Source organism: Arthrobacter silviterrae (assembly GCF_011045165.1).
In the GTDB taxonomy this organism is placed as follows: Bacteria; Actinomycetota; Actinomycetes; order Actinomycetales; family Micrococcaceae; genus Specibacter; species Specibacter silviterrae.
The window spans coordinates 26,310-51,007 of sequence record NZ_JAAKZI010000004.1; the positions used below are offsets into that span (position 1 = coordinate 26,310).

19 protein-coding genes are annotated in these 24,698 nt (G+C 65.1%); 13 read left to right on the forward strand and 6 right to left on the reverse strand.

Annotation, left to right across the window (positions count from 1 at the left end; translation table 11 throughout):
* Positions 1 to 29: 29 nt before the first annotated feature.
* Entirely contained in the window at positions 30 to 1,274 is a 1,245-nt protein-coding gene (locus G6N77_RS03685) for an NAD(P)/FAD-dependent oxidoreductase (RefSeq protein WP_165180666.1), read from the forward strand.
* 32 nt (positions 1,275 to 1,306) lie between these two features.
* On the opposite strand, the gene G6N77_RS03690 is transcribed toward G6N77_RS03685, so the two are convergent.
* On the reverse strand, positions 1,307 to 2,059 hold the full coding sequence (locus tag G6N77_RS03690) for an ABC transporter permease (RefSeq protein WP_205677966.1): 753 nt from the start codon (positions 2,057 to 2,059) through the stop codon (positions 1,307 to 1,309).
* A gap of 190 nt (positions 2,060 to 2,249) precedes the next feature.
* On the opposite strand from G6N77_RS03690, the gene rpsA reads away from it, so the two are divergent.
* Together rpsA and G6N77_RS03700 are read left to right on the forward strand one after the other, a co-directional pair.
* A complete protein-coding gene (gene rpsA, locus G6N77_RS03695; RefSeq protein WP_165180668.1) occupies positions 2,250 to 3,728 on the forward strand; it encodes a 30S ribosomal protein S1 in 1,479 nt (492 codons plus the stop codon).
* A gap of 126 nt (positions 3,729 to 3,854) precedes the next feature.
* Positions 3,855 to 4,220 carry a hypothetical protein gene (locus G6N77_RS03700; RefSeq protein ID WP_165180669.1) on the forward strand — a complete coding sequence of 122 codons (366 nt, stop codon included), beginning with the start codon at positions 3,855 to 3,857 and terminating at the stop codon, positions 4,218 to 4,220.
* A 26-nt stretch (positions 4,221 to 4,246) separates the two neighbouring features.
* Here G6N77_RS03700 and G6N77_RS03705 read toward each other — a convergent pair whose 3' ends face one another.
* Positions 4,247 to 4,969, reverse strand: a complete 723-nt coding sequence (locus tag G6N77_RS03705) for an IMPACT family protein (protein ID WP_370875249.1) — start codon at positions 4,967 to 4,969, stop codon at positions 4,247 to 4,249.
* 19 nt (positions 4,970 to 4,988) lie between these two features.
* On the opposite strand from G6N77_RS03705, the gene coaE reads away from it, so the two are divergent.
* Positions 4,989 to 6,203 (forward strand): dephospho-CoA kinase, encoded by a 1,215-nt coding sequence (coaE, locus tag G6N77_RS03710; RefSeq protein WP_165180670.1) that lies wholly within the window; start codon positions 4,989 to 4,991, stop codon positions 6,201 to 6,203.
* A 50-nt stretch (positions 6,204 to 6,253) separates the two neighbouring features.
* Here coaE and G6N77_RS03715 read toward each other — a convergent pair whose 3' ends face one another.
* Entirely contained in the window at positions 6,254 to 6,619 is a 366-nt protein-coding gene (locus G6N77_RS03715; RefSeq protein WP_165180671.1) for a DUF4190 domain-containing protein, read from the reverse strand.
* 123 nt (positions 6,620 to 6,742) lie between these two features.
* Between G6N77_RS03715 and uvrB the strand changes: the two genes are divergently transcribed.
* Positions 6,743 to 8,818 (forward strand): excinuclease ABC subunit UvrB, encoded by a 2,076-nt coding sequence (gene uvrB, locus G6N77_RS03720; RefSeq protein WP_165180672.1) that lies wholly within the window; start codon positions 6,743 to 6,745, stop codon positions 8,816 to 8,818.
* Between the two features lie 162 nt (positions 8,819 to 8,980).
* Complete coding sequence (locus G6N77_RS03725) at positions 8,981 to 9,976, forward strand: TerC family protein (protein WP_165180673.1); 996 nt, start codon at positions 8,981 to 8,983, stop codon at positions 9,974 to 9,976.
* A gap of 24 nt (positions 9,977 to 10,000) precedes the next feature.
* Here G6N77_RS03725 and G6N77_RS03730 read toward each other — a convergent pair whose 3' ends face one another.
* Together G6N77_RS03730 and G6N77_RS03735 are read right to left on the reverse strand one after the other, a co-directional pair.
* Positions 10,001 to 11,287: an alpha/beta fold hydrolase gene (locus G6N77_RS03730; RefSeq protein ID WP_240901662.1), complete on the reverse strand. Its 1,287-nt coding sequence runs from the start codon at positions 11,285 to 11,287 to the stop codon at positions 10,001 to 10,003.
* A complete protein-coding gene (locus tag G6N77_RS03735; RefSeq protein ID WP_165180674.1) occupies positions 11,284 to 11,784 on the reverse strand; it encodes a GNAT family N-acetyltransferase in 501 nt (166 codons plus the stop codon). Before G6N77_RS03735 ends, G6N77_RS03730 begins: the two co-directional genes overlap by 4 nt.
* A 171-nt stretch (positions 11,785 to 11,955) precedes the next feature.
* Between G6N77_RS03735 and G6N77_RS03740 the strand changes: the two genes are divergently transcribed.
* On the forward strand, positions 11,956 to 13,329 hold the full coding sequence (locus G6N77_RS03740) for an MFS transporter (protein ID WP_165180675.1): 1,374 nt from the start codon (positions 11,956 to 11,958) through the stop codon (positions 13,327 to 13,329).
* 20 nt (positions 13,330 to 13,349) lie between these two features.
* Here the strand turns inward: G6N77_RS03740 and G6N77_RS03745 are convergent, their stop codons facing one another.
* Complete coding sequence (locus G6N77_RS03745) at positions 13,350 to 15,887, reverse strand: DEAD/DEAH box helicase (protein WP_165180676.1); 2,538 nt, start codon at positions 15,885 to 15,887, stop codon at positions 13,350 to 13,352.
* A 43-nt stretch (positions 15,888 to 15,930) separates the two neighbouring features.
* Between G6N77_RS03745 and G6N77_RS03750 the strand changes: the two genes are divergently transcribed.
* The 6 genes from G6N77_RS03750 to uvrA all read left to right on the forward strand — a co-directional run bounded on the left by G6N77_RS03750 (position 15,931) and on the right by uvrA (position 24,637).
* Positions 15,931 to 16,728 (forward strand): trans-aconitate 2-methyltransferase, encoded by a 798-nt coding sequence (locus G6N77_RS03750; protein ID WP_165180677.1) that lies wholly within the window; start codon positions 15,931 to 15,933, stop codon positions 16,726 to 16,728.
* A gap of 37 nt (positions 16,729 to 16,765) precedes the next feature.
* Complete coding sequence (locus G6N77_RS03755) at positions 16,766 to 17,464, forward strand: PIG-L deacetylase family protein (RefSeq protein ID WP_205677967.1); 699 nt, start codon at positions 16,766 to 16,768, stop codon at positions 17,462 to 17,464.
* A 116-nt stretch (positions 17,465 to 17,580) separates the two neighbouring features.
* Positions 17,581 to 19,323, forward strand: coding sequence for an ABC transporter ATP-binding protein (locus G6N77_RS03760; RefSeq protein ID WP_165180678.1), 1,743 nt, complete (start codon positions 17,581 to 17,583; stop codon positions 19,321 to 19,323).
* On the forward strand, positions 19,320 to 21,254 hold the full coding sequence (locus tag G6N77_RS03765; protein ID WP_165180679.1) for an ABC transporter ATP-binding protein: 1,935 nt from the start codon (positions 19,320 to 19,322) through the stop codon (positions 21,252 to 21,254). Before G6N77_RS03760 ends, G6N77_RS03765 begins: the two co-directional genes overlap by 4 nt.
* Complete coding sequence (locus tag G6N77_RS03770) at positions 21,251 to 21,643, forward strand: GntR family transcriptional regulator (protein ID WP_240901663.1); 393 nt, start codon at positions 21,251 to 21,253, stop codon at positions 21,641 to 21,643. The genes G6N77_RS03765 and G6N77_RS03770 overlap by 4 nt, the downstream gene beginning before the upstream one ends.
* Positions 21,644 to 21,736: 93 nt before the next feature.
* On the forward strand, positions 21,737 to 24,637 hold the full coding sequence (gene uvrA / locus G6N77_RS03775; RefSeq protein ID WP_165180680.1) for an excinuclease ABC subunit UvrA: 2,901 nt from the start codon (positions 21,737 to 21,739) through the stop codon (positions 24,635 to 24,637).
* Positions 24,638 to 24,698: the final 61 nt, after the last annotated feature.

The following is a 24,698-nucleotide window of genomic DNA, read 5'->3' on the forward strand; positions in this document are numbered from 1 at the left end:
GGGCCCGGCACGGATGAAGGAGCCAGGCAATGGAAACGTCGTTCCAGGTCATCGTGGTGGGCGGAGGCTTTGCCGGCGTGGCCGCCGTCAAGGAACTGGGCCGCAAGGGCGTGAAGGTGCTGCTCATTGACCAGCACAACTACCACCAATTCCAGCCCTTGCTCTACCAGGTGGCGACAGCGCAGATTGGCGTCTCCGAGGTCACGCGGACGTTCCGCGGCCTGTTCCAGCGCTACCGCAGCGCCACCGTGCTCACGGCGAAGGTGGCGTCCGTGGACGTTGCGGCCCACACCGTCACCACGGACCAGGGCGACACCTTCCACGCCGACATCCTGGTCCTGGCTGCCGGCGCCGAGGCGAACTACTTCAACACCCCCGGCGCCCAGGAGAATGCCTACCCCCTGTATTCCGTGACTGACGCGGTGCGACTGGGCAACGCCATGGTCCACACGCTTGACGCGGCCCAACGGGACAGTGGTGGCGGCGGCGTGCACATTGTGGTGGTCGGCGGCGGGCCCACGGGCGTGGAGACGGCGGGGGCCATCGCCGAGAACTTCAAATACGTCATTCCCAAATACTTTTCCCCGGAACTGGCCGCGAACTCAAGCGTCCATCTCGTGGACATGGTCCCGAGCGTGCTGACGCCCTTTTCGGACAAGTCCAAGGCCTACGCCACGAAGCGCCTCCAGGAGGCCGGCGTCGTGCTCAAGATGGGCTCCGGCGTCACCGACGTCCGCCAGGACGGCGTGACCTTTGCCGACGGCACCTCGCTGCCCGCCCAAATTATTGTCTGGGCCGGCGGGCTCAAGGCAGGTGCCGTTGTCGCCGCGTCGGGCCTGGAACAGGGACGCGGCGGCCGCATTGACGTCAACCCGGACCTGACGGCCCCCGGCGCCCCCGGCGTCTACGTCCTCGGCGATGCAGCCAACATGACCGACGCCCACGGAGTGAAACTGCCCCAGTTGGGCTCATGTGCCCAGCAGGCGGGAAAGTGGGCTGCCCGCAACATCCACGCCGACCTCACCGGCGGCACGCGGGCACCGTTTGCCTATGTGGACAAGGGCTACATGGCCATGATTGGCCGGGGCGCCGCGGTGGCCGAGCTGGGCCCCAAGCGCATCCAAATGCAGGGACCGCTGGCGTTTCTGGCCTGGCTGGGCGTCCATGTGGTGCTGCTGTCGGGCAACCGCCAGCGCATCAGCGCCCTGGTTTCGTGGGCGGACGACTACCTCACCCACAGCCGCTCCCACGTGGTCCTGGGCAACCCCGACTGACAGTCGGGCCCTGCCGGGGCCCGGGGGATGCTTCAGGCGGGCTCCCGCACCCACGCTCCGCGGCAGGCCAGCCAGAGCGTGGCCGCGGCTGCCGTCGAGTTGACCAGCAGCAGTGAAATCAACACCAGCAGCTGGATGAGGCCTGCATCCAAGGGGGTGGCACCGCCCAGGATCATCCCCACGAACGCGCCGGGCAGGGTCACCAGGCCGGCCGTGCGGGTTTGGTCGATGGACGGCAGCACAGCCTCCCCGGCCACCGGGCGGCCCACCATGAGCCGGGCTGCCGGCCACTGGAATCCAAGCGCGACGGCGGCCTCCACCTCGCCCCGGCGCACTGCGAGTTCATCCCGCACACGCCGCCCGCCCAAGGTCACGGTGGACATGGCCCCGCCGATTTGCTGGCCCACCACGGCAATGATGGCCAGGGCATTGAACGGCAGCACGCCCGCCGCAAACATCAAGGCAGCCACCGGCACCACCCCGGCCGCCAGCGGGACGGCAGCCATCCACCACCGGCCCGACGGCGCCACCCGGTGGCCGGAGGTCCAGACGGCCACCACAAACATCAGCCCCACAAAGGCGAACGCCCAGGCGCCGCGGTTGGCCAGGAACGCGATGACCAGCGCAACGGCGGCCAGCTGCACCAGGGCGCGCAGCCCCGCCACCAGCATTTGGGCAGGGGAGCCCTCCAGGGCCAGGCGCCAGACTGCGGCGGCCAGCACCAGCAGGGCGGCCAGCAAAATCCAGGCAGCGGGGCCCAAAACCAGGAGGGTCGATTTATCCACAATCGCCATTATTGCCGCCGCACCCGGGTTTTGCGCTCCTAGGCGCGAACAACTAGACTAAATGGGCACGTAATGGGCGGTCAATCCTGCCCGGAACCGTGCAGGCACCATCCGCAGGAACCCCTGCAACCATCATCATTAGCCGGACGTGTCCGGCCCAGCCAACTATCCACATCGGAGCCCCTACTACATGACCATCACGACCCACGAGAAGACTGGTACCCCTGTTGTTGCGATCAACGACATCGGTACTGCTGAAGAATTCCTCGCCGCAGTGGACGCAACCATCAAGTACTTCAACGACGGCGATCTCGTCGAAGGTGTTGTTGTCAAGGTTGACCGCGACGAAGTTCTGCTCGACATCGGTTACAAGACCGAAGGTGTCATCCCCTCCCGCGAGCTTTCCATCAAGCACGACGTCGACCCCGGGGACGTTGTCTCCGTGGGCGACCAGGTCGAAGCCTTGGTCCTCACGAAGGAAGATAAAGAAGGCCGCCTGATTCTCTCCAAGAAGCGCGCACAGTACGAGCGCGCCTGGGGCGACATCGAGAAGGTCAAGGAAGAAGACGGTGTCGTCACCGGTACCGTCATCGAGGTGGTCAAGGGTGGTCTTATCCTCGACATCGGCCTGCGCGGCTTCCTGCCCGCATCGCTCGTCGAGATGCGCCGTGTGCGCGACCTGGCTCCGTACATCGGCCAGCAGATCGAAGCCAAGATCATCGAGCTGGACAAGAACCGCAACAACGTGGTCCTGTCCCGCCGTGCCTGGCTCGAGCAGACCCAGTCCGAGGTTCGCTCCACGTTCCTCAACAAGCTGGAAAAGGGCCAGGTTCGTCCCGGCGTTGTTTCCTCCATCGTCAACTTCGGTGCCTTCGTGGACCTGGGCGGGGTGGACGGCCTCGTCCACGTTTCCGAGCTGTCCTGGAAGCACATCGACCACCCGTCCGAGGTTGTCGAAGTTGGCCAGGAAGTCACCGTCGAGGTGCTCGAAGTGGACCTGGACCGCGAGCGCGTGTCGCTCTCGCTCAAGGCTACGCAGGAAGATCCGTGGCAGACCTTCGCCCGCACGCACGCGCTGGGCCAGGTTGTCCCCGGAAAGGTCACCAAGCTGGTTCCGTTCGGCGCGTTCGTTCGCGTTGAAGACGGCATCGAAGGCCTGGTCCACATCTCCGAGCTGGCCGTGCGCCACGTGGAGCTGGCCGAGCAGGTTGTCTCCGTGGGCGACGAACTGTTCGTCAAGGTCATCGACATCGACCTGGAACGCCGCCGCATCTCGCTGTCCCTCAAGCAGGCCAACGAAGGTGTCGACGTCGACTCCACCGAGTTCGACCCGGCCCTCTACGGCATGGTTGCCGAGTACGACGAAGAGGGCAACTACAAGTACCCCGAGGGCTTCGACCCCGAGTCGAATGAATGGCTCGAAGGCTACGAGAGCCAGCGCGCCGTCTGGGAGCAGCAGTACGCTGACGCCCAGGCCCGCTGGGAGTCCCACAAGAAGCAGGTTGCCCAGCACGCCGCAGAAGATGCAGCAGCTGACGGTGCCGGTGCCAGCGGCGAAGCCGCAGGCACCAGCTACTCCTCCGAGCCGGCTGTCTCCGACGCCGGAGCCGGCACCCTGGCTTCCGACGAGGCCCTGGCCGCCCTGCGTGAGAAGCTCACCGGAAACTAATTTCCGACAGGCGTCCAACGCTTCAGTGATCGGGTCCTCCACCTTCAGGTGGGGGACCCGTTCCCTTTAACAGCCCGGCACCCCACCAAGGAGTGCTGCACCCAGCCACCACACGAAAGGTCAGGCATGCCCGCGTCGACTTGGATGAAGGTTGCCCGCTCCGGAGACGGCGAGACCGTCGGCTATCTGGCGCCGCTGGCCCCCGACTGGTCCGAAGTCCAGCCGTACAACCTGCTGGGCCACGCCGTGGGCGGGCCCACCGACTTCCTGGCGGGTGAGGAACGGCTGCTGGAACGTGGGATTTCTGAGCTGGCGGAACGCTGGCAGTTGCGCGACCCGGATCCTGAACTGTGCAACGGCGTCGTCATACTGGAGGTATCCCAGGACGGCATTGTCGTGGCTCACGCCGACCTCACCAAGGCACTCGTCTTTGGGAAGCGCCTCACGGTGCCGTGGCCGGACGTGGCAGGGGCCCTGGCCCGCGAACGCTGAATCGGCCGGACCATCGGACGGGCGCTTCAGCGCGCCGCCAGCGGCGTATCCACCCAATCCGTGCCAGCCGGCACCAGCATGGCCCGGCCCGCCGTCAGCGAGGCCAGCTTGTCCTGCGCCGCGGCAATCACGGAGGAATCGTCGGCCATCGCCAGCCCCACCAAGGTGGTGGCGGCACCGTAGCTGTTGCCCGTCATGGTGTAGCCGGCACTGCGGAGCTCGTGCTCCAGCCGCCCCGCGTCCCCATGCGCCACAGCCACCGTAAACAGCTGCATGCGGTCCCGTCGCACCAGCGGCGCCACGGCAAGGGAGCTGCTGACGGACTCCGAGTACGCCCGCACCAGCCCTCCGGCACCGAGCAGGATGCCCCCAAAATAGCGCACGACGACGGCACACACGTCGCTGAGCATGGCCTCCGGAACGGCGCCGCCCCCGGTGTCGCGCTTGAGCAGTGCCTCAAGCATGGGCAGCCCGGCCGTGCCGGAGGGCTCGCCGTCGTCATTGGAGCGCTGCACACCCCGCCCGGGACCCAGCACAAACGCCGAACAATGGTGCCTGGCGTCGTAAAACTCCCTCCGGAGTTCGGCCACCAGCAGCCGGGCCGCGGACTCATCCTCCACGCGCCGCAGCACCGTGATGAAACGGGACTTCTTCACCACCAGCTCATGGCGCACGTCCGGCCCGGCTGCCAGGGTGGCGTAGCTGCTGATTCCAGGCGTGGCGGCAGGCTGCTCGGAGTGGGTCACCAGGACAGTCTAGTGTGGAGTCATGCTTTCGATTGGGCTCACGGGCGGCATCGCATCCGGCAAGTCACTTCTGTCCGCACGGTTCCGCGAGCTGGGCGCCGTGGTCATCGATGCGGACCAGCTGGCCAGGGACGTGGTGGCGCCCGGGACCCCCGGCCTGGCCGCCGTGGCGGCCGAATTTGGCCCCGCAGTGCTGGCAGGGAACGGTTCCCTTGACAGGCCGGCCCTGGGGGCCGTGGTGTTTGCCGACCCCGACAAGCTGAAGGCACTCAATGCCATTGTCCACCCGCTGGTCCGCGCGGCGGCCGCCGCGTTGAAACAGGGTGCCGGCCCGGGAGCCGTAGTTGTCCAGGACATCCCGCTGCTGGTGGAGACCGGCCAGGAGGCATCCTTTCACCTTGTGGTGGTGGTTGATGCCCCTGCGGCGGTGCGCCGGGAGCGGATGGTGTCCCGCCGCGGCATGAGCGTGGCCGATGCCGACGCCCGGATGGCCGCGCAGCTTGGTGACGAACAGCGGCGGGCTGCTGCCGACGTCGTGCTGTCAAACACGGGCATGCCCGAGGAAGTGCTGGCGCAGGTGGATGTCTTGTGGCACCAGCGGCTGGTGCCCTTCGCCCGGAACCTGGCGGCCGGCGTGCCCGCACCCACGGCCGGGCCGCCGGTCATCGTGGAGCCGGATTCGGCCTGGCCTGCCCAGGCAGCCCGACTGGCCGGGCGGATCAGGCACGCCGTGGGCAGTTCCGCCCTGGGCGTGGACCACATCGGCTCGACGTCGGTGCCCGGCCTGGCTGCCAAGGACGTTCTCGACCTGCAGCTGCGGGTTCATTCATTGGCCGCGGCCGACGCCGTGGCGGATGAACTGGCCGGCGCCGGCTTTCCGCGCCGGGCGGGGGAGTGGTGGGACACGGGCCACGATTTCGGTGGCGGCCACACCGGGGAACGGTGGGCGAAGCGCCTGCACAATGCGGCGGACCCCGGGCGGCCCGTCAACCTGCATGTGCGGGTTGACGGCTCACCTGGCGCGGTGCTGGCGCTGGCCTTCCGCGACTGGCTGCGGGCCGACACCCACGTGCGCCTGCGCTACGAAAGCTTCAAGCGGGGCCTTGCCGCGGAACACTCCGCGGATGCCACCACGGCGGCCTATGCGGATGCGAAGGAGCCGTGGTTTGCCGCTGCGCTGCCGGAGCTTGCGGCGTGGATGTCCGCCACGGGCTGGGCGGCCCCCGGCAGGCAATAAGAAAGGCAGGTGCCTCCCTTGCGGGATGACACCTGCCTTGCTGGGGGCTCTTAGTTGCTGACCAGTCCCGGGTTGTTGAGGAGGGCCACGATGGCGATGATGTAGATGACCGCCACGATCAGGCCAAGAATGGTGAAGATCCAGCCAAGAATGACGCCGACGTTCGCGGGGGTGTTCTTGAACCCTGCCGCGGTGGACTTCTTCTTAGCAATGATGGACACGATCAGGCCGGCCAGGGAGAAGACAAAGCAGAGCACCAGGCCCACGATGCCCAAGGTCTTGCCGGGATCTTCGGCCGGGGCGCCGTAAGGCTGCTGGCCGTAGGGTGCAGGCTGCTGGCCGTAGGGTGCAGGCTGTGCATAGGGCGCTTGCGGTGCAGGCTGCCCGTAGGGGTTTTCAGGTGTATTGGAAGTCATTTTTTCCTCATTCGGGTGGTGGTGCGATGATGTCTCGGACTATTTTTACATGCAGTGGACTAATTGACGCATCGAATGGATGGGGAGTCCTCCCCATGTCGCAACGGGGGTACCGTTAACCGCATGAGCCTTGCGCAGGAAATTAACCGTGTTGTTGCCCCTTTTGAGGTCATTAGCGACTTCCAGCCGGCAGGCGACCAGCCGGCCGCCATCAAGGAGCTGACCGAGCGGATCACCAACGGTGAGAAGGACATTGTGCTCCTGGGCGCCACGGGCACCGGCAAGTCGGCCACGGCGGCATGGCTGATCGAGCAGGTCCAGCGCCCCACGCTGGTCATGGTGCAGAACAAAACACTGGCAGCCCAGCTGGCCAACGAATTCCGCGAGCTGCTGCCCAACAATGCAGTGGAATACTTCGTCTCCTACTACGACTACTACCAGCCCGAGGCCTACGTTCCGCAGTCGGACACGTTCATTGAAAAGGACTCCTCCGTCAACGAGGAAGTGGAACGCCTGAGGCACTCGGCCACGAATGCACTGCTCACCCGGCGTGACGTCATCGTGGTGGCCACGGTGTCCTGCATCTACGGCCTGGGCACGCCGGAGGAGTATGTTGCCGGCATGGTCACCCTGACGCGGGGCGCAACCATGAACCGGGACGAGCTGCTCCGGAAGTTTGTCGGCATGCAGTACGCACGCAATGACATTGACTTCCACCGCGGCACGTTCCGGGTCCGCGGGGACACCGTGGAGATCATCCCCATGTATGAGGAACAGGCCCTGCGGATCGAATTCTTCGGCGATGAAATTGAAAACATTTACACGCTGCACCCGCTGACCGGACAAGTGATCCGGGAAGAAACGGAAATGTATGTTTTCCCGGCCTCGCACTACGTGGCCGGCCCTGAACGGATGGCCCGCGCCGTCAAGCAGATCGAGGAGGAGCTGGCGGAGCGCACCAGGGAGCTGGAAAGCCAAAACAAGCTCCTGGAGGCCCAGCGGCTGCGCATGCGCACCACCTATGACCTGGAAATGATGGAGCAGATGGGCTTCTGCAACGGCATTGAGAACTACTCGCGGCACATTGACGGCCGCGAGCAGGGAAGCGCACCGCACTGCCTGCTGGACTACTTCCCGGACGACTTCCTGCTGGTCATTGACGAGTCCCATGTGACGGTGCCCCAAATTGGCGCCATGTATGAGGGCGACATGTCCCGGAAACGGACCCTCGTGGACCACGGCTTCCGGCTGCCTTCCGCCATGGACAACAGGCCGCTGAAATGGGACGAATTCCTGGACCGTGTTGGGCAGACGGTCTACATGTCGGCCACCCCGGGCAAGTACGAGCTCGGCAAGTCGGACGGCTACGTCCAGCAGATCATCCGCCCCACCGGCCTCATTGACCCCGAAATCATTGTCAAGCCGTCCAAGGACCAGATCAACGACCTCCTGGGAGAGATCCGGGAGCGCACCGAAAAGAGTGAACGCGTGCTGGTCACCACGCTGACCAAGCGGATGGCCGAGGACCTGACGGACTACCTGCTCGGCAACGGCATCAAGGTCCAGTACCTGCACTCCGACGTTGACACGCTGCGCCGGGTCGAACTGCTCCGTGAACTGCGCATGGGCGTCTTTGACGTCCTGGTGGGCATCAACCTGCTCCGCGAAGGCCTGGACCTGCCCGAGGTGTCGCTGGTCAGCATCCTGGATGCGGACAAGGAAGGGTTCCTGCGCTCCGGGACGTCCCTGATCCAGACCATTGGCCGCGCTGCCCGGAACGTGTCGGGCCAGGTGCACATGTACGCGGACAGGATCACGGCCTCCATGCAGTTCGCCATCGATGAGACCAACCGGCGGCGTGAGATTCAGGTGGCCTACAACACCGAACGCGGCATCGACCCCCAGCCGCTGCGCAAGAAGATCGCTGACATCACGGACCAGCTGGCCCGCGAGGATGCTGACACGGCAGCCCTGCTGGAGGAAGCCCGGGGCAAGCGCGACAAGGCAAAGTCCGCCGTCCGCGCGGACGGGCTGGCCGCCCGCCCCGCCGCGGACCTGGTGCAGTTGATCGAAGAGCTTACGGCCCAAATGCACGGCGCCGCCGCCGAGCTGCACTTCGAACTGGCAGCCCGGCTGCGCGACGAGGTGGCGGATCTCAAAAAGGAGCTCCGCCAGATGCGGGGCGCCGGCCACGCGTAGGCGGCTGCCGCAAATACCGTGTAGGCTTAATCGCACGTAGGGGAGTATCCCAAACGCTACATTCGTCAACACGTGCGGCACCGTTGCTGCGCCGGGTGTAGCGGCCGCCGTCAAGGTGGTGGAGAGACTTATGTCTTTCCTCCATGCCTTGAAAGGTGCACGATGCACAATTTGCCCGTATGGTTTGAGGTCGGCTCCTTTGCCGTCCTGGGCCTGATCCTCCTCGCCGACCTCCTGCTGGTCATCAAGCGCCCCCACATTCCCTCCATGAAGGAATCCGGGCTGTGGGTGGCCTTCTACGTTGGGCTCGCCCTTATTTTTGCGGCGATGCTGTTCCTTTTCACCGGCGCCGAATTCAGCGGCCAGTTCGTGGCCGGCTGGGTGACTGAATACAGCCTCAGCATCGACAACCTGTTTGTTTTCATCATCATCATGGCCCGCTTCTCCGTGCCGCGGCGCTACCAGCAGGAAGTGTTGATGGTGGGCATCATCATTGCCCTGGTCCTACGCGGCATTTTCATCATGGTGGGTGCGGTGGTGATCGAACAGTTCAGCGCGGTGTTCTACATTTTCGGCGCCTTCCTGCTGTGGACCGCGTGGAAGCAGAGCCGCCCGGAAAGCGAAGGTGAGGACGCCGACAAGGAGAACTTCCTCATCCGTGCCGTGCGCCGCGTCATTCCCATGACCGACAGCTACGACGCCGGGCGCCTCCGCACCACCACCAGCTCCGGCAAGAAGGTGTTCACGCCCATGCTGGTGGTGTTTGTCACCATCGGCGTCACTGACCTGCTGTTCGCCGTGGATTCCATCCCTGCCATCTTCGGCCTGACGCAAAGCGCGTTCATTGTCTTCACCGCGAACATTTTCGCGCTCATGGGCCTGCGCCAGCTGTACTTCCTGCTAGGCGGTCTCATGGACCGGCTGGTGTACCTCAAGCACGCCCTGTCCGTGATCCTGGCGTTCATTGGCATCAAGCTGGTGCTTCACGCCATGCACGTCAACGAGCTGCCATTCATCAATGGCGGCCAATCCATATCCTGGGCCCCGGAGATCCCCACCTTCGTCTCACTGGCCGTGATCCTCGGTACCATGGCCGTCGCAATCGTGGCCAGCATAGTCCATTCGAAAAACAAGGAACGCCGACTCAACGCCGGTTGAGCCGGCCAGGGGGAAGCTGCCGTGCTAGGCGGCTTCCCCCCGAACCAGTTCCAGGAGCCGGGCGAAGATGCCCTCGCCGTCGTCGGCTATGCCGTCATGGTGGAAGTCGGCGCTTTCCCACACCCGCAGGCCCCTGACGGCGGCGGCGGTGGCCATGGAAAGGTCCCGGTCCACATAGATGTCGTCCGAGTAGACGGCGGCGGCCACCGGCACCGTGTTGCGTGCCAGCTGCCCTTCGTCGTACAGGGGGCCCCAGCCCTCGGTGCGGGCAGCGAGGAGCTCCGCGAGCCCGCGCAAGGGCACCAGTGACGGGTCCTGTTCAAAGTACCAGGGGTAGACTGCCTCGCCGGTCAGCAGGGGCTCCGGGGCATCGGGCGCGAAGTGGGGCCGGCCGGCCAGCACGCGTGCCGCGGCCCAGTTGCTTGCCACCCCCTGGACGTAGATGGATTCGTGCATGAGTGCATACAGGGGATTCGCCGCCCGGGTCACCAGCGCGGAAAGCTGGCTCAGGAAACTGTCCGAGAGCCGGTCGCCGTCGGGCGTGGAAACAAAGGCGTCCTCCAGCAGGTAGTGCAGGGCGTCAATGCGTGTGTTGCCGCCAAAGTAGTTCCCCAGCATCTGCACCCGCTCCGGCGTGAGCCGTTCCCCGGTCGGCAGTGCCTCGTGGACCGCGGCGACATGGCGCATGAGGCGTGTTACCAGGGCCCTGTCCTGGGGATAGCGGGCAAAGTACTCGGCGTTGCGGGCCACCAGCCGCCGGAACGTTGCCTCGTAGACCTGGTCGGCGGGGCCGTTGAGCGGGCCCAGCCCGCCCGTGACCAGCACCTCCTTCAGGCCCTCGGGGGCAAAGGACAGGTAGCTCAGGGCACAGAATCCGCCGTAGCTCTGGCCGAAAACCGACCACGGGCCCGACCCCAGTGCCCGGCGGATGAATTCGGCGTCCGCCACAATGTCCGGGGCCCGGAAATGGGAAAGGTAGTCGGCCTGCGCGGCCGTGTCACCCACCAGCGGGAGCGTCTGCCGTGAAGCCGGCGTGGACAGGCCCGTGCCGCGCTGGTCCAGCATCAGCACGCGGAAATTCTTGCTGGCTTCGCCCAGCCAGCCGTTCAAGCCAAGGGGGCGGTTCCCGCGGCCGCCCGGGCCGCCCTGCAAAAAGAGCAGCCAGGGAAGTTCCGTGGCGTCGCGGGCCGGGTCGGAAAGTTCCCTGGCGAAAAGTTCGATGGTGGGCCCGGCCGGGAAGGCGTGGTCGAGGGGAACCGTAAAATGATGGTCGCGCATCTGCACTCCGCGCATGATGTACGGCGCGCTCATGCCGAAACTTCCGCGGCGTTGCCGAAGCGGCCCAGCGAGGGGCCTTCGAGCCGGTACACGTGCCAGCCGTCCATGGGTGCTGCACCAATGGACTTGTAAAAGTCGATGGACGGCTTGTTCCAGTCCAGCACGCTCCACTCAACCCGTGCATAGCCGCGCTCCACGGCAATGCCGGCCAGGGTGCTCAGCAGCTGCTTGCCGTAACCGCTGCCGCGGGCCTCCGGGCGCACGTACAGGTCCTCGAGGTGGATGCCCATGGTGCCCTCCCAGGTGGAGTAATTCAGGAACCAGAGCGCAAAACCAACGATCGGCCCGCCGGCTTCGGGGTTGTCCACCACGTGCACGTGGACTCCCGGGTCCGCTCCAAAAAGGTTTTCGTGGAGCAGCGCCGCCGTGTTCTTGACGGCGTCGGGCTCCTTTTCGTAAACGGCCAGATCGTGGATCAGGCCGAGAATGGCCGGGACGTCGGAGGGGACGGCGGTGCGGATCAAAGTCATGAACTGAGCATATCCGGTGCCGCCGCGCGGCCGCGATGGCCCTCCAATCACGGAAATGCACAGCCGGCACCCAGAACTTCCGCGTGGTTCCTTGACAAAACTCCCATGCAACCTTAAGACGGAAAGGGGGGACGCGGTGGAAGCATTCAACTCTTGAAAGCGTACAAAACCATGACCACGGGTAATTCGGCTGCCTTGGACGGCCGCGAACAGCAAAGCCAGGTGCGCAAGGCGGCCATCGCCAGCACCATCGGCACAACCATTGAATGGTATGACTATTTTCTCTACGGCGCCGCGGCGGCCCTGGTGTTTCCGCACGCGTTCTTCCCGCACATGTCTCCCTACCTTGGCCTAATTGCCTCCTTTGCCTCCTACTTTGTCGGCTTTGTGGCCCGGCCCATTGGCGCGGCCATCTTTGGCCACTGGGGCGACCGGATTGGCCGGAAGGCCATGCTCATCACCACGCTGCTCATGATGGGCTTGTCGACGGCACTGATCGGCGTGCTGCCCGGCGCAAACTCCTGGGGCGACGCCGCACCGGCAATCCTGATACTGCTGCGCGTCCTGCAGGGCATCGCGGTGGGCGGGGAGTGGGGCGGGTCAATCCTGCTGTCCATGGAATGGGGCGACCAGAAGCGCCGCGGGCTGATGGCCAGCTGGCCGCAGCTTGGCGTGGCCATTGGCATCATCCTCTCCACCGGACTTATGGCAATATTCAACGGCATCATGGGCACAGAGGCGTTTGTTGCGTGGGGCTGGCGCATCCCGTTCCTGCTCAGCCTGGTCCTGGTGGCCATTGGGCTGTACATCCGGATCCGCATCATGGAGACCCCCATGTTCGCCGAGGTGGTCCGGAACAACAAGACCCAGAAGGCGCCCGTAATGGCGGTCATCAAGCGCTACCCGAAGGAGATCATCCTGTCGGCCCTGCTGCGCATGTCGGAACAGATGCCGTTCTACATCGTGACCGCCTTTGTCCTGTCCTACCTGACGGACAAGAACCACCATTACGGCTACAACTTCGTGCTGATCGGCACCATGGTCGCCGCCGCCCTGGAGCTGTTCTTTGTACCGTATTTTGGCCACCTCTCGGACAAAAAGGGCCGGCTGAAGATTTACCAGCTCGGCGCGGCCATCACGGGCGTGTGGGGGTTTGTCTATTTCGCCATGCTTGACAGCGGCGCGGCCTGGCTCGTGTTCATCGCGCTGTCCGTGGCCCTCGTGCCGCACGCCATGCAATACGGTCCGCAGGCTTCGATCATTGCCGAGAACTTCCCGACAAACCTGCGCTACACGGGTGCCGGGCTGGGATACCAGCTGGCCTCGATTGTTGCCGGCGGCCCGGCGGCACTGCTGGCGACGGTGCTCATGCACCAGTTTGGCACCGGATATGCCGTCTCCGCCTACATCCTGGTCTCCGCGCTCATCACGCTCGCGGCGTCGCTGGGACTCAAGGACCACTCCAAGTCGGACATTTCGGACTCCGGGACCTACTCACCGAGGACCGCGCCGTCCACGTCCAGCGATCCGCACAACGTGCATTAGGGCTGCGGCCGTCCCGCCGCCTACATGCGGCTAAAGTCCTCCAGCACGACGACGGCCGCGCCGGCCTGGTTTGATGCCTCCAGGTCGACGGTGGCCGTCATGGACCAGTCGTGGTTGCCGGCGGGGTCCGCGAGGGTCTGGCGCACCTTCCAGGAAAGTGCGCCCTCCGTGATGTGAAGCAGCGCCGGGCCGCGGGCGGCCGGGCCCGACTCGATGTACTCGTGTTCGTCCCAATAGCCGTCCAAGGCGTCGGCCCAGCGGTCCGCGTTCCAGCCGTGGTCGCCGTCGAGCTCGCCCAATGCCTCAAAGTTGTCATCGGCCGCCAGCTCCACCCGGCGGAACATTTCGTTCCGGACCATCACCCGGAAGGCGCGGTGGTTGTCCGTGAGCCGCGGCGGGGCCGGGGGCAGGGCCGTTTCGTCCGGGAGGTCCGGCTCTTCTCCGTTGGTCATCTTTTCCCACTCGTCGAGCAGGCTGGAGTCAATCTGGCGGACCAGTTCGCCCAGCCAGGAAATGATGTCCTGCAGGTCCTCCCGCAGGGCGTCCTGCGGGACAGTCTGGCGCAGCGCCTTGTAGGCATCCGTGAGGTAGCGCAGCACAATGCCTTCGGAGCGGGCCAGCGAGTAGTACTGGACGTATTCGCCAAAGTTCATGGCCCGCTCGTACAGGTCACGGATGATCGACTTGGGGCTGAGCTCGAAGTCACCCACCCATGGGGCTGCCTTCCGGTACACCTCGAAGGCCCCGAAGAGCATCTCGGCCAGCGGCTGCGGGTACGTGACCTCGTCAAGGATGGCCATGCGTTCGTCATATTCAATGCCGTCGGCCTTCATGGCCGTGACTTTCTCGGTCCGTGCGCGCTTGAGCTGGGCGGCAAGAATCTGGCGCGGTTTTTCCAGCGTCGACTCGATGACGGAGATGACGTCCAGGGCGTAGCTGGGGGATTCGGGGTCCAGCAGCTCCAGTGCCGCCAGGGCGAAGGGGGAGAGTGGCTGGTTCAGTGCAAAGTTCATCTGCAGGTGCGTGGTGAGCCGGACGGTGCGCCCGTCGCCCTCCAGCTCCCCTTCCGGGATGCGTTCCACAATCCCGGCGCCCAGCAGTTCGCGGTAGATGCCCAGGGCCTTGCGGATCAGTTTCCGCTGCGCGGACGGGGTTTCATGGTTTTCCGTCAGCAGCTTCCGGGCCGCCTGGAACGGGTCGCCGGGCCGTTCCAGCAGGTTCAGCAGCATGGCGTGGGTGACGCTGAAGCTCGAGGTGAGCGGCTCCGGCACTGATTCACTAAGCCGCTTGAACGTGGGCTCGCCCCAGCTGACAAACCCCTGCTGCGGCTTCTTCTTGACCACCTGGCGGAGCTTCTTTTGGTCGTCGCCAAACTTTGCCACGGCCTTGGCCATGGCCTTGGTGTTTTCGATGACGTGCTCCGGCGCCTGCACCATCACGGTGCCGGCCGTGTCGTAGCCGGCCCGCCCCGCGCGGCCGGCAATCTGCTGGAACTCGCGGACCTGCAGCACGCGGGTGCGGACGCCGTCGTACTTGCTCAGGGCTGTCATGAGGACGGTGCGGATAGGCACGTTGATGCCCACGCCAAGGGTGTCGGTGCCGCAGATTACCTTCAGCAGCCCTGCCTGCGCCAGCTGCTCCACCAGGCGGCGGTACTTGGGCAGCATGCCGGCATGGTGCACGCCGATGCCGTGGCGCACCAGCCGGTTGAGGGTCTTGCCAAAGCCGGCCGAAAAGCGGAAGCCGGCGATGAGCTCGCCGATCCGGTCCTTTTCCTCGCGGGTGCAGACATTGATGCTCATCAGGTTCTGTGCCCGGTCAATGGCTTCGGCCTGGCTGAAGTGCACCACGTACACGGGCACCTGTTTCGTGGCGAGCAGTTCCTCAAGCGATTCGTGCACGCCGGTGGTGACGTAGTAGTAGTGCAGGGGGATGGGGCGCACGCCGGAGGAAACCGTGGTGGTGGTCCGGTTGGTCAGCTCGGTCAGCTCGCGTTCAAAGCGCGTCACGTCCCCCAGCGTGGCGCTCATGAGCAGGAACTGGGACTGGGGGAGTTCCAGGAGGGGCAGCTGCCAGGCCCAGCCGCGCTGGGGATCCGAGTAGTAGTGGAACTCGTCCATGATCACCACGCCCACATCGGCATGCTCGCCCTCACGCAGGGCAATGTTGGCCAGGATTTCCGCCGTGCAGCAGATGATGGGGGCGTCCTGGTTGACCGAGGAATCCCCGGTGATCATGCCCACGTTTTCCGCCCCAAAAATCTCGCACAGGGCAAAGAACTTCTCCGACACCAGCGCCTTGATGGGGGCCGTGTAGTAGCTGGCGGCCCCGCGTGCCATGGCGTTGAAGTGGGCGGCGATGGCCACCATGGACTTCCCGGAACCAGTGGGTGTGGAGAGGATCACGTTGTTGCCGCTCACCAGTTCAATCGCGGCGTCCTCCTGTGCGGGGTAAAGCTCCAGCCCGCGGTCCATGGTCCACTCCAGGAATGCGTCCAGGACGTCGTCATCACTGGAGGTTTGGGGGTCAAGGCCGGAAAGCTGCTCAAGAAGGTTCATGGTGGTTCCAGTCTACGGGGGCAGGCCGTGGCAGGATGACGCCATGGGATACGAACAGCTGACCTGGGATCCGGCAAAATACGTGGAATTTGGCGACTTTCGCAACCGGCCCTTCTTTGACCTGACGGGCCGCATCACGGCCGATGCGCCGCGCCACGCCGTGGACCTGGGGTGCGGGCCCGGCAACCTGACAGCCACGTTGTCCCGGCGCTGGCCCGGCGCAACCGTGGAAGGCCTTGACAGTTCCGCTGAAATGATTGCCAAGGCCAGGCACAACGCCGGCACCCGGGACGGCGGGTCCCTCACCTTTGCCGAGGCGGACATCCGCAGCTGGCGCCCGGAGCCGGGCACGGACGTGGTCGTCTCCAACGCGGCACTTCAGTGGGTGCCGGGCCACCAGGAACTCATGTCCGCCTGGCTGGCCGCGCTTGCCCCGGGTGCGTGGCTGGCGGTGCAGGTGCCCGGCAACTTTGCGTCCCCGTCGCACGTGCTGATGCGCGAGCTTGCGGAATCGCCGCGATGGCGGAAGCAGCTAGACGGGGTGCTGCGCCACAATGACGCCGTCTGGGAGCCCGGGCAATACCACGAGCTGCTTTTGGGTGCCGGGGCACGGGCCGATGTGTGGGAGACAACGTACAACCAGCTGCTGCAGGGGGATTCCCCCGTGCTGAACTGGGTGCGGGGGACCGGCCTGCGCCCCGTGCTGCAGGCGCTTGGCACCACGGACGGCGCCGAGTACGAGGCCGAATATTCAGCGTTGCTTGATGAGGCCTACCCGGCCGGGGAATTTGGCACCATCTTTCCGTTCCGCCGGATCTTCATGGTGGCGCAAAAACTCTGACAAGTTGTTTATGGAAATAGTGGAAAGGACCATGGCAATGGCTGGCTTGGAGGCATTTCCGCAGGACTGGCAGACGGCCCTGGTGCTGGTTGCTCACCCGGATGACCCGGAGTACGGGATGGCGGCCGCGGTGGCGGAATGGACGGCTGCGGGCAGGGACGTCCACTATGTGCTGGCCACCCGCGGCGAGGCCGGCATCGCCGGGCTGGCCCCGGCCGCATCAGGGCCCCTGCGGGTCACTGAGCAGGAACGTGCCTGTGCCCGGGTGGGCGTGTCGAACCTGGTGTTCCTGGACCACCCCGACGGCCGGATTGAACCGGGGCTGGCGCTCCGGCGCGAGTTCGCCCGCCATATCCGCCGGGTCAGGCCGGAGGTGGTGCTGACCTTGAACCACCGCGATGAATGGGGCCCCGGGCGGTGGAACAGTGCCGACCACCGGGCAGTGGGCCGGTGCGTGCTGGACGCTGTCTCCGACGCGGACAATGAGTGGATTTTCCCTGAACTCATGGCGGAGGACCTGCCGCGGCACAAGGTGCGCCACGTTGCGGTCATGTCCCCGCACCCCACGCACGCCCAGCCCGTCAGCCAGGCGAGCATTGACAGCGCCATCGCGTCGCTGGCGGAGCACCGCGAATATCTCAAGGCCCTCAGCACTACACCTGTGGAGGACCAGGCCCGGGCCCAGGTGGAATTGGTGACGGCCGGCGGCTCCGTGAGATTCGAGCTTTTCGGCTAGCTTCCGGCGCAGCCGGGTTGCGCTGTGGGAAAACTGCGCTGACACGGGGTCCCCGCAGGAGTACGTTATTAGCTGAACTAGTGTCCCGGGGTAATGCAGTCAAAAAGGAGTCCCACGTGCTGTTTCGCTTGATTGCGCACAACCTGGCGCCGCACAAGGCGCCCTTGGTGGCCATTGTGGTGCTGCAGTTCCTGTCCACCCTGGCCTCCCTGTACCTGCCCACCCTCAATGCCGACATCATTGACAACGGCGTGGTCAAGGGCGACATAGGCACCATTTACTCGCTGGGCGGGTGGATGCTGGCCATCACCGCCGGACAGGTGGTCTGCGCCATTGCCGCCACCTACCTCAGCGCCCGCCTGGCCATGGGCGTGGGGCGGCAAATGCGCCGTGACCTGTTCAACAAGGTGGAGACGTTTTCAGCCCAGGAAGTGGGCATCATTGGCGCACCGTCCCTGATCACGCGCACCACCAACGACGTCCAGCAGGTTCAGATGCTGACCCTGATGTCCTTCACCATGATGGTCATGGCGCCCATCATGTGCATTGGCGGCATCATCCTGGCCATGAAGCAGGACGTGCCGTTGTCCGGCCTGCTGCTGGTGATCCTGCCTGTGCTGATCGTGGCCATCGCCTTGATTGTGCGAGTGCTGGTGCCCACCTTCCGCAAGGTCCAGCGCCAGCTGGACGACATCAACGGGGTGCTGCGCGAACAAATCACCGGCATCAGCGTGATCCGGGCCTTTGTGCGCCGGGACTTTGAGGCCGAACGGTTTGCCACGGCCAATGGCGCCCTGACCGCCTCCCAGCTGCGCGCCGGCCGCCTCCTGTCCCTCATGTTCCCCACCATCTTTTTCGTGGTGAACGTGACCAGCGTGGGCGTGCTGTGGTTTGGCGGGCAGCGAATCGATGCCGGCAACATGCAGATCGGCGCATTGACAGCGTTCCTGAGCTACATCATGCAGATCCTCATGTCCGTCATGATGGCAATGTTCATGTTCATGATGATCCCGCGCGCCGCCGTCAGCGCCGAGCGCATCCAGGAGGTCCTGGACACCGAGGCGTCCGTGGCCGACAAGCCGGGATCCCTGCAGGTGGACCGGCTGGACGGGACCCTGTCCGTGAACAGCGCCGCCTTCAAGTACCCCGGCGCGCAGGACCCGGTCCTCTCCGGCGTCACCTTCACCGCCGCGCCCGGAAGCACGACGGCGGTGATCGGCTCCACCGGCAGCGGCAAGTCCACGCTGGTGAACCTCATACCGCGGCTCCTGGAGGCCAGCGACGGCACCATCCGGCTGGACGGGCACGACATCAGGGACGTCACGCTGGCGTCGCTCCGCAGCGCCATCGGCCTGGTGCCACAAAAGGCCTACCTGTTCTCCGGCACCGTCGGTTCGAACGTCCGCATGGGAAACAGCAACGCCACCGACGAGGAAGTGTGGGCGGCGCTGGAAGTCGCCCAGGCGGCGGATTTTGTGCGGGAGATGCCCGAGGGCCTGGACGCCCCGATCGAGCAGGGCGGGTCCAACGTCTCAGGCGGCCAGCGCCAGCGCCTGTGCATTGCACGGGCCGTGGTGGCCAAGCCGTCGCTGTACCTTTTTGACGACAGCTTCTCCGCCCTGGACTACGCCACTGACGCAAAGCTCCGGGCAGCGCTGAAACCCGTCACCACCGACGCCGCCGTCCTGGTGGTGGCCCAGCGGGTGGGCACCATCCGGCATGCCGACAACATCCTGGTCCTGGATGAGGGCAAGCTGGTGGGCCAGGGCACCCATGACGAATTGCTGGAAAGCTGTCCTACCTACCAGGAAATTGTCACCTCCCAAATGACCGAGGAAGACCAGGAGCACGCAGCATGAGCATGATGAGGGGCCGGGGAGGCCCGCCGCAAAAGGCCGCAGCATTCGGTCCCAGCCTCAAGCGCATCCTGCGCCTGATGGCCCCCGACAGGCTGCGCATCATCTGGGTGGTCTTTCTGGCCGCCGTCTCGGTGGGCCTCTCCGTGGTGGCACCCAAGGTGCTGGGCCACGCCACGGACCTCATCTTCAACGGTGTGGTGGGCCAAATGCTCGCCAAGTCCTTTCCTGCCGGCACCACCAAGGCGGCAGCAGTTGCCGGGCTGAAGGCCCACGGCCAGGGGCAGCTGGCGGACATGCTCTCGGGCATGGGTGTGGTTCCCGGCCAGGGACTGGACCTGGGTGCCCTGGGCTCCGTTTTGATGATTGTCCTGGCTTTGTACATCGTGGCCTTCTTCTTCAACTGGTCCCAGGGCTACATCACCACGGGCATTGTGCAGCGCGCCATGTACCGGCTGCGCCAGCAGATCGAGGACAAGCTGGACAGGCTCCCCATGTCGCACTTCCAGCAGGAGTCCCGCGGCGATGTGCTGTCCCGCGTCACGAATGACATTGACAACTTTTCCCAAACCCTCAACCAAACCCTGACACAGCTCCTGATCGCCGCGCTGACGGTGGTTGGCGTGCTGGGCATGATGTTTTCCATCTCGCCCCTTCTGGCTGGCATCTCGCTGCTGACGGTGCCGGTGGTGGCGTTCCTGACCGTGTTCATTGCCAAGCGTTCCCGGGTGCAGTTCGGGGTGCAGTGGAAATCCACCGGAGAGCTCAACGGGCACGTTGAAGAGATGTTCACGGGCCACGAAATTGTCAAGGCCTTCGGCCAGCAGGAAGCGGCCATCGAGAAGTTCCGGGTTTCCAACGACGAACTGTATGAGTCAAGCGCCAAGGCGCAGTTCATTTCCGGCATCATCATGCCCAGCATGAATTTTGTCTCCAACCTGAACTACGTGGTGGTCGCCGTTCTTGGCGGCATCCAGGTGGCCTCGGGCATCATCACCATCGGCAGCGTCCAGGCGTTCATCCAGTACTCGCGGCAGTTCAGCCAGCCGATGGCACAGATCGGCAGCATGATCAACCTGCTGCAGTCCGGGGTGGCGTCGGCGGAGCGTGTCTTCGACCTGATCGACGCCCAGGAGCAAACCCCCGACCATGTCCCGGCCGCGAAGCCCGCGCCCGCCCGGGGGCGCGTGGTCTTCGACCACGTGAACTTCAGCTACAACCCGGACGAGCCCCTCATCAAGGATCTCTCCCTCACGGCGGAACCCGGGGAGACGGTCGCCATTGTCGGACCCACCGGTGCCGGCAAGACCACCCTGGTCAACCTGCTCATGCGCTTCTACGAGATTGATTCCGGCAAGATCACGGTGGACGGCGTCGACACGTCCGAACTCACCCGCGACGACCTCCGGCGGCAATTCGGCATGGTGCTCCAGGACGCCTGGCTGTTCGGCGGGACCATCAGGGAAAACCTGGCGTACGGCAAGCTCGGGGCCACGGAGGAGGAAATCCTGCAGGCTGCCGAGGCCACCCACGTGGACCACTTTGTCCGCTCCCTGCCGGACGGCTATGACACCGTTCTGACGGACGACGGCGGCGGGCTCAGCCAGGGCCAGCGCCAGCTCATGACGATTGCGCGCGCCTGGATTGCCAACCCCGGCATCCTGATTCTCGACGAGGCCACCAGCTCGGTGGACACCCGCACCGAGGTGCTGATCCGCCAGGCAATGAACCGCCTGCGCAGCGGCCGCACCAGCTTTGTCATCGCCCACCGGCTCTCCACCATTCGCGACGCCGACCTGATCCTGGTCATGGACGACGGCAGGATCCTGGAGCAGGGTACCCATGCTGAACTGATCGAGGCGAAGACGTTCTACTACGATTTGTACATGAGCCAGTTTGGCGACCCGTTGTTTGAGGAGGCGAGCACAGCATGAATGCCATGGACGTGATCATGCGCAAGTGGAGGCTGGACGCCACTTCCACGGTGCCCCCGTACGAACAAATCCGGCTCCGGATCCTTGACCTCGCGGCGTCCGGTTCCCTGGCCGTCGGCACCAGGCTCCCTTCGGTGCGGTCCTTCGCCACCGACCTGGGCGTGGCGGCCAACACGGTGGCCCGCGCGTACCGCGAATTGGAGCAGGCCGGCATTCTCCTGACCGCCGGCCGCAGCGGAACCGCCATAGCGTCCGGCGGAGACCTGGTCCAGGCCCGCATGGCCGAAGCTGCCGAGACATTTGCCGCCGTCGTGCATGAACTTGGCGTGCCGGCGCCCAAGGCCCTGGCCATTGTGTCCGCGGCGCTGGAAAGCGGCACCGCACGCTGACCCGCCCTGCGTTCGAACGAACATTCGACTATACTTGCAAGAGTTGCTGCAGCATCATGTCCAAAATCTTGGGACAGAACTTCAAAGGAAACAATGCCGGAAACACAGGCCCAGCCCAAAAACCCCACCACCGTGGCAAAGCGCCCCGACCTCTCGCGGCTGGTGGTCAAGGGCGCACGGGAAAACAACCTCCGCAATGTGGACCTGGACCTGCCCCGGGACTCCATGATCGTCTTCACCGGCCTGTCCGGCTCCGGCAAGTCATCGCTCGCCTTTGACACCATCTTCGCCGAGGGCCAGCGGCGCTACGTTGAGTCGCTGTCCGCCTATGCCCGGCAGTTCCTGGGCCAGGTGGACAAGCCGGACGTCGACTTCATTGAGGGCCTGTCCCCGGCCGTGTCGATCGACCAGAAATCGACCAGCAAGAACCCCCGCTCCACGGTGGGGACCATCACCGAAATTTATGACTACATGCGCCTGCTGTGGGCCCGGGTGGGGACCCCGCACTGCCCTGTCTGCGGGGAGCCCATCGCCAAGCAGACGCCCCAGCAGATTGTGGACCAGCTGCTGGAAATGCCCGAGGGCACCCGGTTCCAGGTCCTGGCCCCCGTGGTGCGCGAGCGCAAGGGCGAGTTTGTGGACTTGTTCCGCGAACTCACCGCCAAGGGCTACTCCCGGGCCAAGGTGGACGGGGAACAGGTGCAACTTTCCGACCCGCCCAAGCTGAAGAAGACGTTCAAGCACACCATTGAGGTGGTGGTGGACCGGCTGGTGGTCAAGGACGGGATCTCACAAAGGCTCACCGACTCGGTCGAGACCGCCCTGGGGCTTGCCGAGGGCCGCGTCCTGGCCGAGCTGGTGGACCTGGGGGAGTCCGACTCCGGCCGGATCCGGTCGTTTTCCGAAAACCTGGCGTGCCCCAACGAGCACCCCCTCGCCATCGATGAAATCGAGCCGCGGTCGTTTTCCTTCAACAACCCCTTTGGTGCCTGCAGCGCGTGCAGCGGCATTGGCACCAAGCTGGAGGTTGACGAGGAACTGGTGGTCCCCAACACCTTCCTGTCCCTGGCCGAGGGCGCAATTGCCCCGTGGTCGCTGGGAACCGCCACCACCGAATACTGGAACCGGCTCCTGGAAGGGCTGGCCGACGAGCTCGGCTTCTCCCTCAGCGATTCGTGGAACAAGCTCAGCACGGATTCCCGGCAGGCCATCCTGTACGGCAAGGACCACAAGGTGGTGGTCCAATATCGGAACCGCTTTGGCCGTGAACGCAAGTACAGCACCGGCTTTGAGGGCGCCGTGCAGTACATCCAGCGCAAGCACATGGAGACGGAGTCCGATTCCGCCCGTGACCGGTATGAAGAGTACATGCGCCAGATCCCGTGCCCGACGTGCGGCGGCGCGCGGCTGAACCCGGCATCGCTGTCGGTGCTGATCAACGGCAAGAACATTGCCGAGGTCTGTGCCCTGTCCATGCGCGACTGCTTCGACTTTCTCTCGCACCTGGTCCTGACCGGGCGCGAGGAGCAGATTGCCAGCCAGGTGCTCAAGGAAATCCAGGCCCGGCTGAAATTCCTGCTGGACGTGGGGCTGGAATACCTGAACCTGGAACGCGCCTCCGCCACGCTGTCAGGCGGGGAGGCCCAGCGCATCCGCCTGGCCACCCAGATCGGGTCCGGGCTGGTGGGTGTCCTGTATGTGTTGGACGAGCCCTCCATCGGCCTGCACCAGCGCGACAACCGGCGCCTCATTGAAACCCTGACCCGGCTGCGCGACCTCGGCAACACCCTCATTGTGGTGGAGCACGACGAAGACACCATCAACGAGGCCGACTGGATAGTGGACATCGGTCCCGGCGCCGGCGAGCACGGCGGCCGCGTGGTCCACTCCGGTTCGCTGGCCGGCCTGCTGGAAAACACGGAGTCCCTCACGGGCGACTACCTGTCCGGCCGCAAGTCCATTGCCATCCCCGCCAAGCGGCGCAAGTATGACAAGGGGCGGGTGCTCAAGGTGGTGGGCGCGCGTGAAAACAACCTGCAAAACATTGACGCCACGTTCCCGCTGGGGCTGCTGACAGCCGTCACGGGTGTCAGCGGCTCCGGGAAGTCCACGCTGGTCAACGAGATCCTCTACAAGGTGCTCGCCAACAAGCTCAACGGAGCCAAGCAGGTGGCCGGACGGCACCTTCGCGTGGACGGGCTGGAGCACCTGGACAAGGTGGTGCACGTGGACCAAAGCCCCATCGGCCGCACGCCGCGCTCCAACCCCGCCACGTACACGGGCGTCTTTGACAACATCCGGAAACTTTTTGCCGAGACCAACGAATCCAAGGTCCGCGGCTACCAGCCCGGCCGCTTCTCCTTCAACGTCAAGGGCGGGCGCTGCGAGGCCTGCACGGGAGACGGCACGCTCAAGATTGAAATGAACTTCCTGCCGGACGTGTACGTGCCCTGCGAGGTGTGCCACGGCGCCCGCTACAACCGTGAAACCCTCGAGGTTCACTACAAGGGCAAGTCCATCGCCGACGTCCTGAACATGCCCATCGAGGAAGGCGCAGATTTCTTTGCCGCATTCACCCCGATCGCCCGGCACCTGCGCACGCTGGTCGACGTGGGGCTTGGCTACGTTCGCCTGGGCCAGGCGTCCACCACCCTTTCCGGCGGGGAGGCCCAGCGCGTGAAGCTGGCCGCCGAGCTCCAGAAGCGTTCCAACGGCCGCAGCGTCTACGTGCTGGACGAGCCCACCACGGGCCTCCACTTTGAGGACATCCGGAAACTGCTGCTGGTCCTGCAGGGCCTGGTGGACAAGGGCAACACGGTCATTGTCATTGAACACAACCTTGACGTGATCAAGAGTGCAGACTGGATCGTTGACCTGGGGCCCGACGGCGGCACGGGCGGCGGCCAGGTCATTGCCGCCGGTTCGCCGGAAAAGGTGGCCAAGAGCACCGAAAGCTACACGGCCGAGTTCCTCCGCGAAACGCTGAACGCATGAACGTATGCCGCTGGGGGCATGGATGTTCCGGGTGGGTGGGCGGTTGTGGGAAACTATGGAC

Bases quoted from the DNA above. Each gene is read 5' to 3' on its own strand.
- uvrA (WP_165180680.1), top strand. From the start codon at position 21,737: ATGCCGGAAACACAGGCCCAGCCCAAAAACCCCACCACCGTGGCAAAG.
- G6N77_RS03765 (WP_165180679.1), top strand. From the start codon at position 19,320: ATGAGCATGATGAGGGGCCGGGGAGGCCCGCCGCAAAAGGCCGCAGCA.
- G6N77_RS03715 (WP_165180671.1), bottom strand. From the start codon at position 6,619: ATGACTTCCAATACACCTGAAAACCCCTACGGGCAGCCTGCACCGCAA.
- G6N77_RS03700 (WP_165180669.1), top strand. From the start codon at position 3,855: ATGCCCGCGTCGACTTGGATGAAGGTTGCCCGCTCCGGAGACGGCGAG.
- G6N77_RS03730 (WP_240901662.1), bottom strand. From the start codon at position 11,287: ATGAGCGCGCCGTACATCATGCGCGGAGTGCAGATGCGCGACCATCAT.
- G6N77_RS03755 (WP_205677967.1), top strand. From the start codon at position 16,766: ATGGCTGGCTTGGAGGCATTTCCGCAGGACTGGCAGACGGCCCTGGTG.
- G6N77_RS03725 (WP_165180673.1), top strand. From the start codon at position 8,981: ATGCACAATTTGCCCGTATGGTTTGAGGTCGGCTCCTTTGCCGTCCTG.
- G6N77_RS03740 (WP_165180675.1), top strand. From the start codon at position 11,956: ATGACCACGGGTAATTCGGCTGCCTTGGACGGCCGCGAACAGCAAAGC.
- G6N77_RS03750 (WP_165180677.1), top strand. From the start codon at position 15,931: ATGGGATACGAACAGCTGACCTGGGATCCGGCAAAATACGTGGAATTT.
- G6N77_RS03685 (WP_165180666.1), top strand. From the start codon at position 30: ATGGAAACGTCGTTCCAGGTCATCGTGGTGGGCGGAGGCTTTGCCGGC.
- G6N77_RS03745 (WP_165180676.1), bottom strand. From the start codon at position 15,887: ATGAACCTTCTTGAGCAGCTTTCCGGCCTTGACCCCCAAACCTCCAGT.
- G6N77_RS03735 (WP_165180674.1), bottom strand. From the start codon at position 11,784: ATGACTTTGATCCGCACCGCCGTCCCCTCCGACGTCCCGGCCATTCTC.
- rpsA (WP_165180668.1), top strand. From the start codon at position 2,250: ATGACCATCACGACCCACGAGAAGACTGGTACCCCTGTTGTTGCGATC.
- G6N77_RS03770 (WP_240901663.1), top strand. From the start codon at position 21,251: ATGAATGCCATGGACGTGATCATGCGCAAGTGGAGGCTGGACGCCACT.
- coaE (WP_165180670.1), top strand. From the start codon at position 4,989: ATGCTTTCGATTGGGCTCACGGGCGGCATCGCATCCGGCAAGTCACTT.
- uvrB (WP_165180672.1), top strand. From the start codon at position 6,743: ATGAGCCTTGCGCAGGAAATTAACCGTGTTGTTGCCCCTTTTGAGGTC.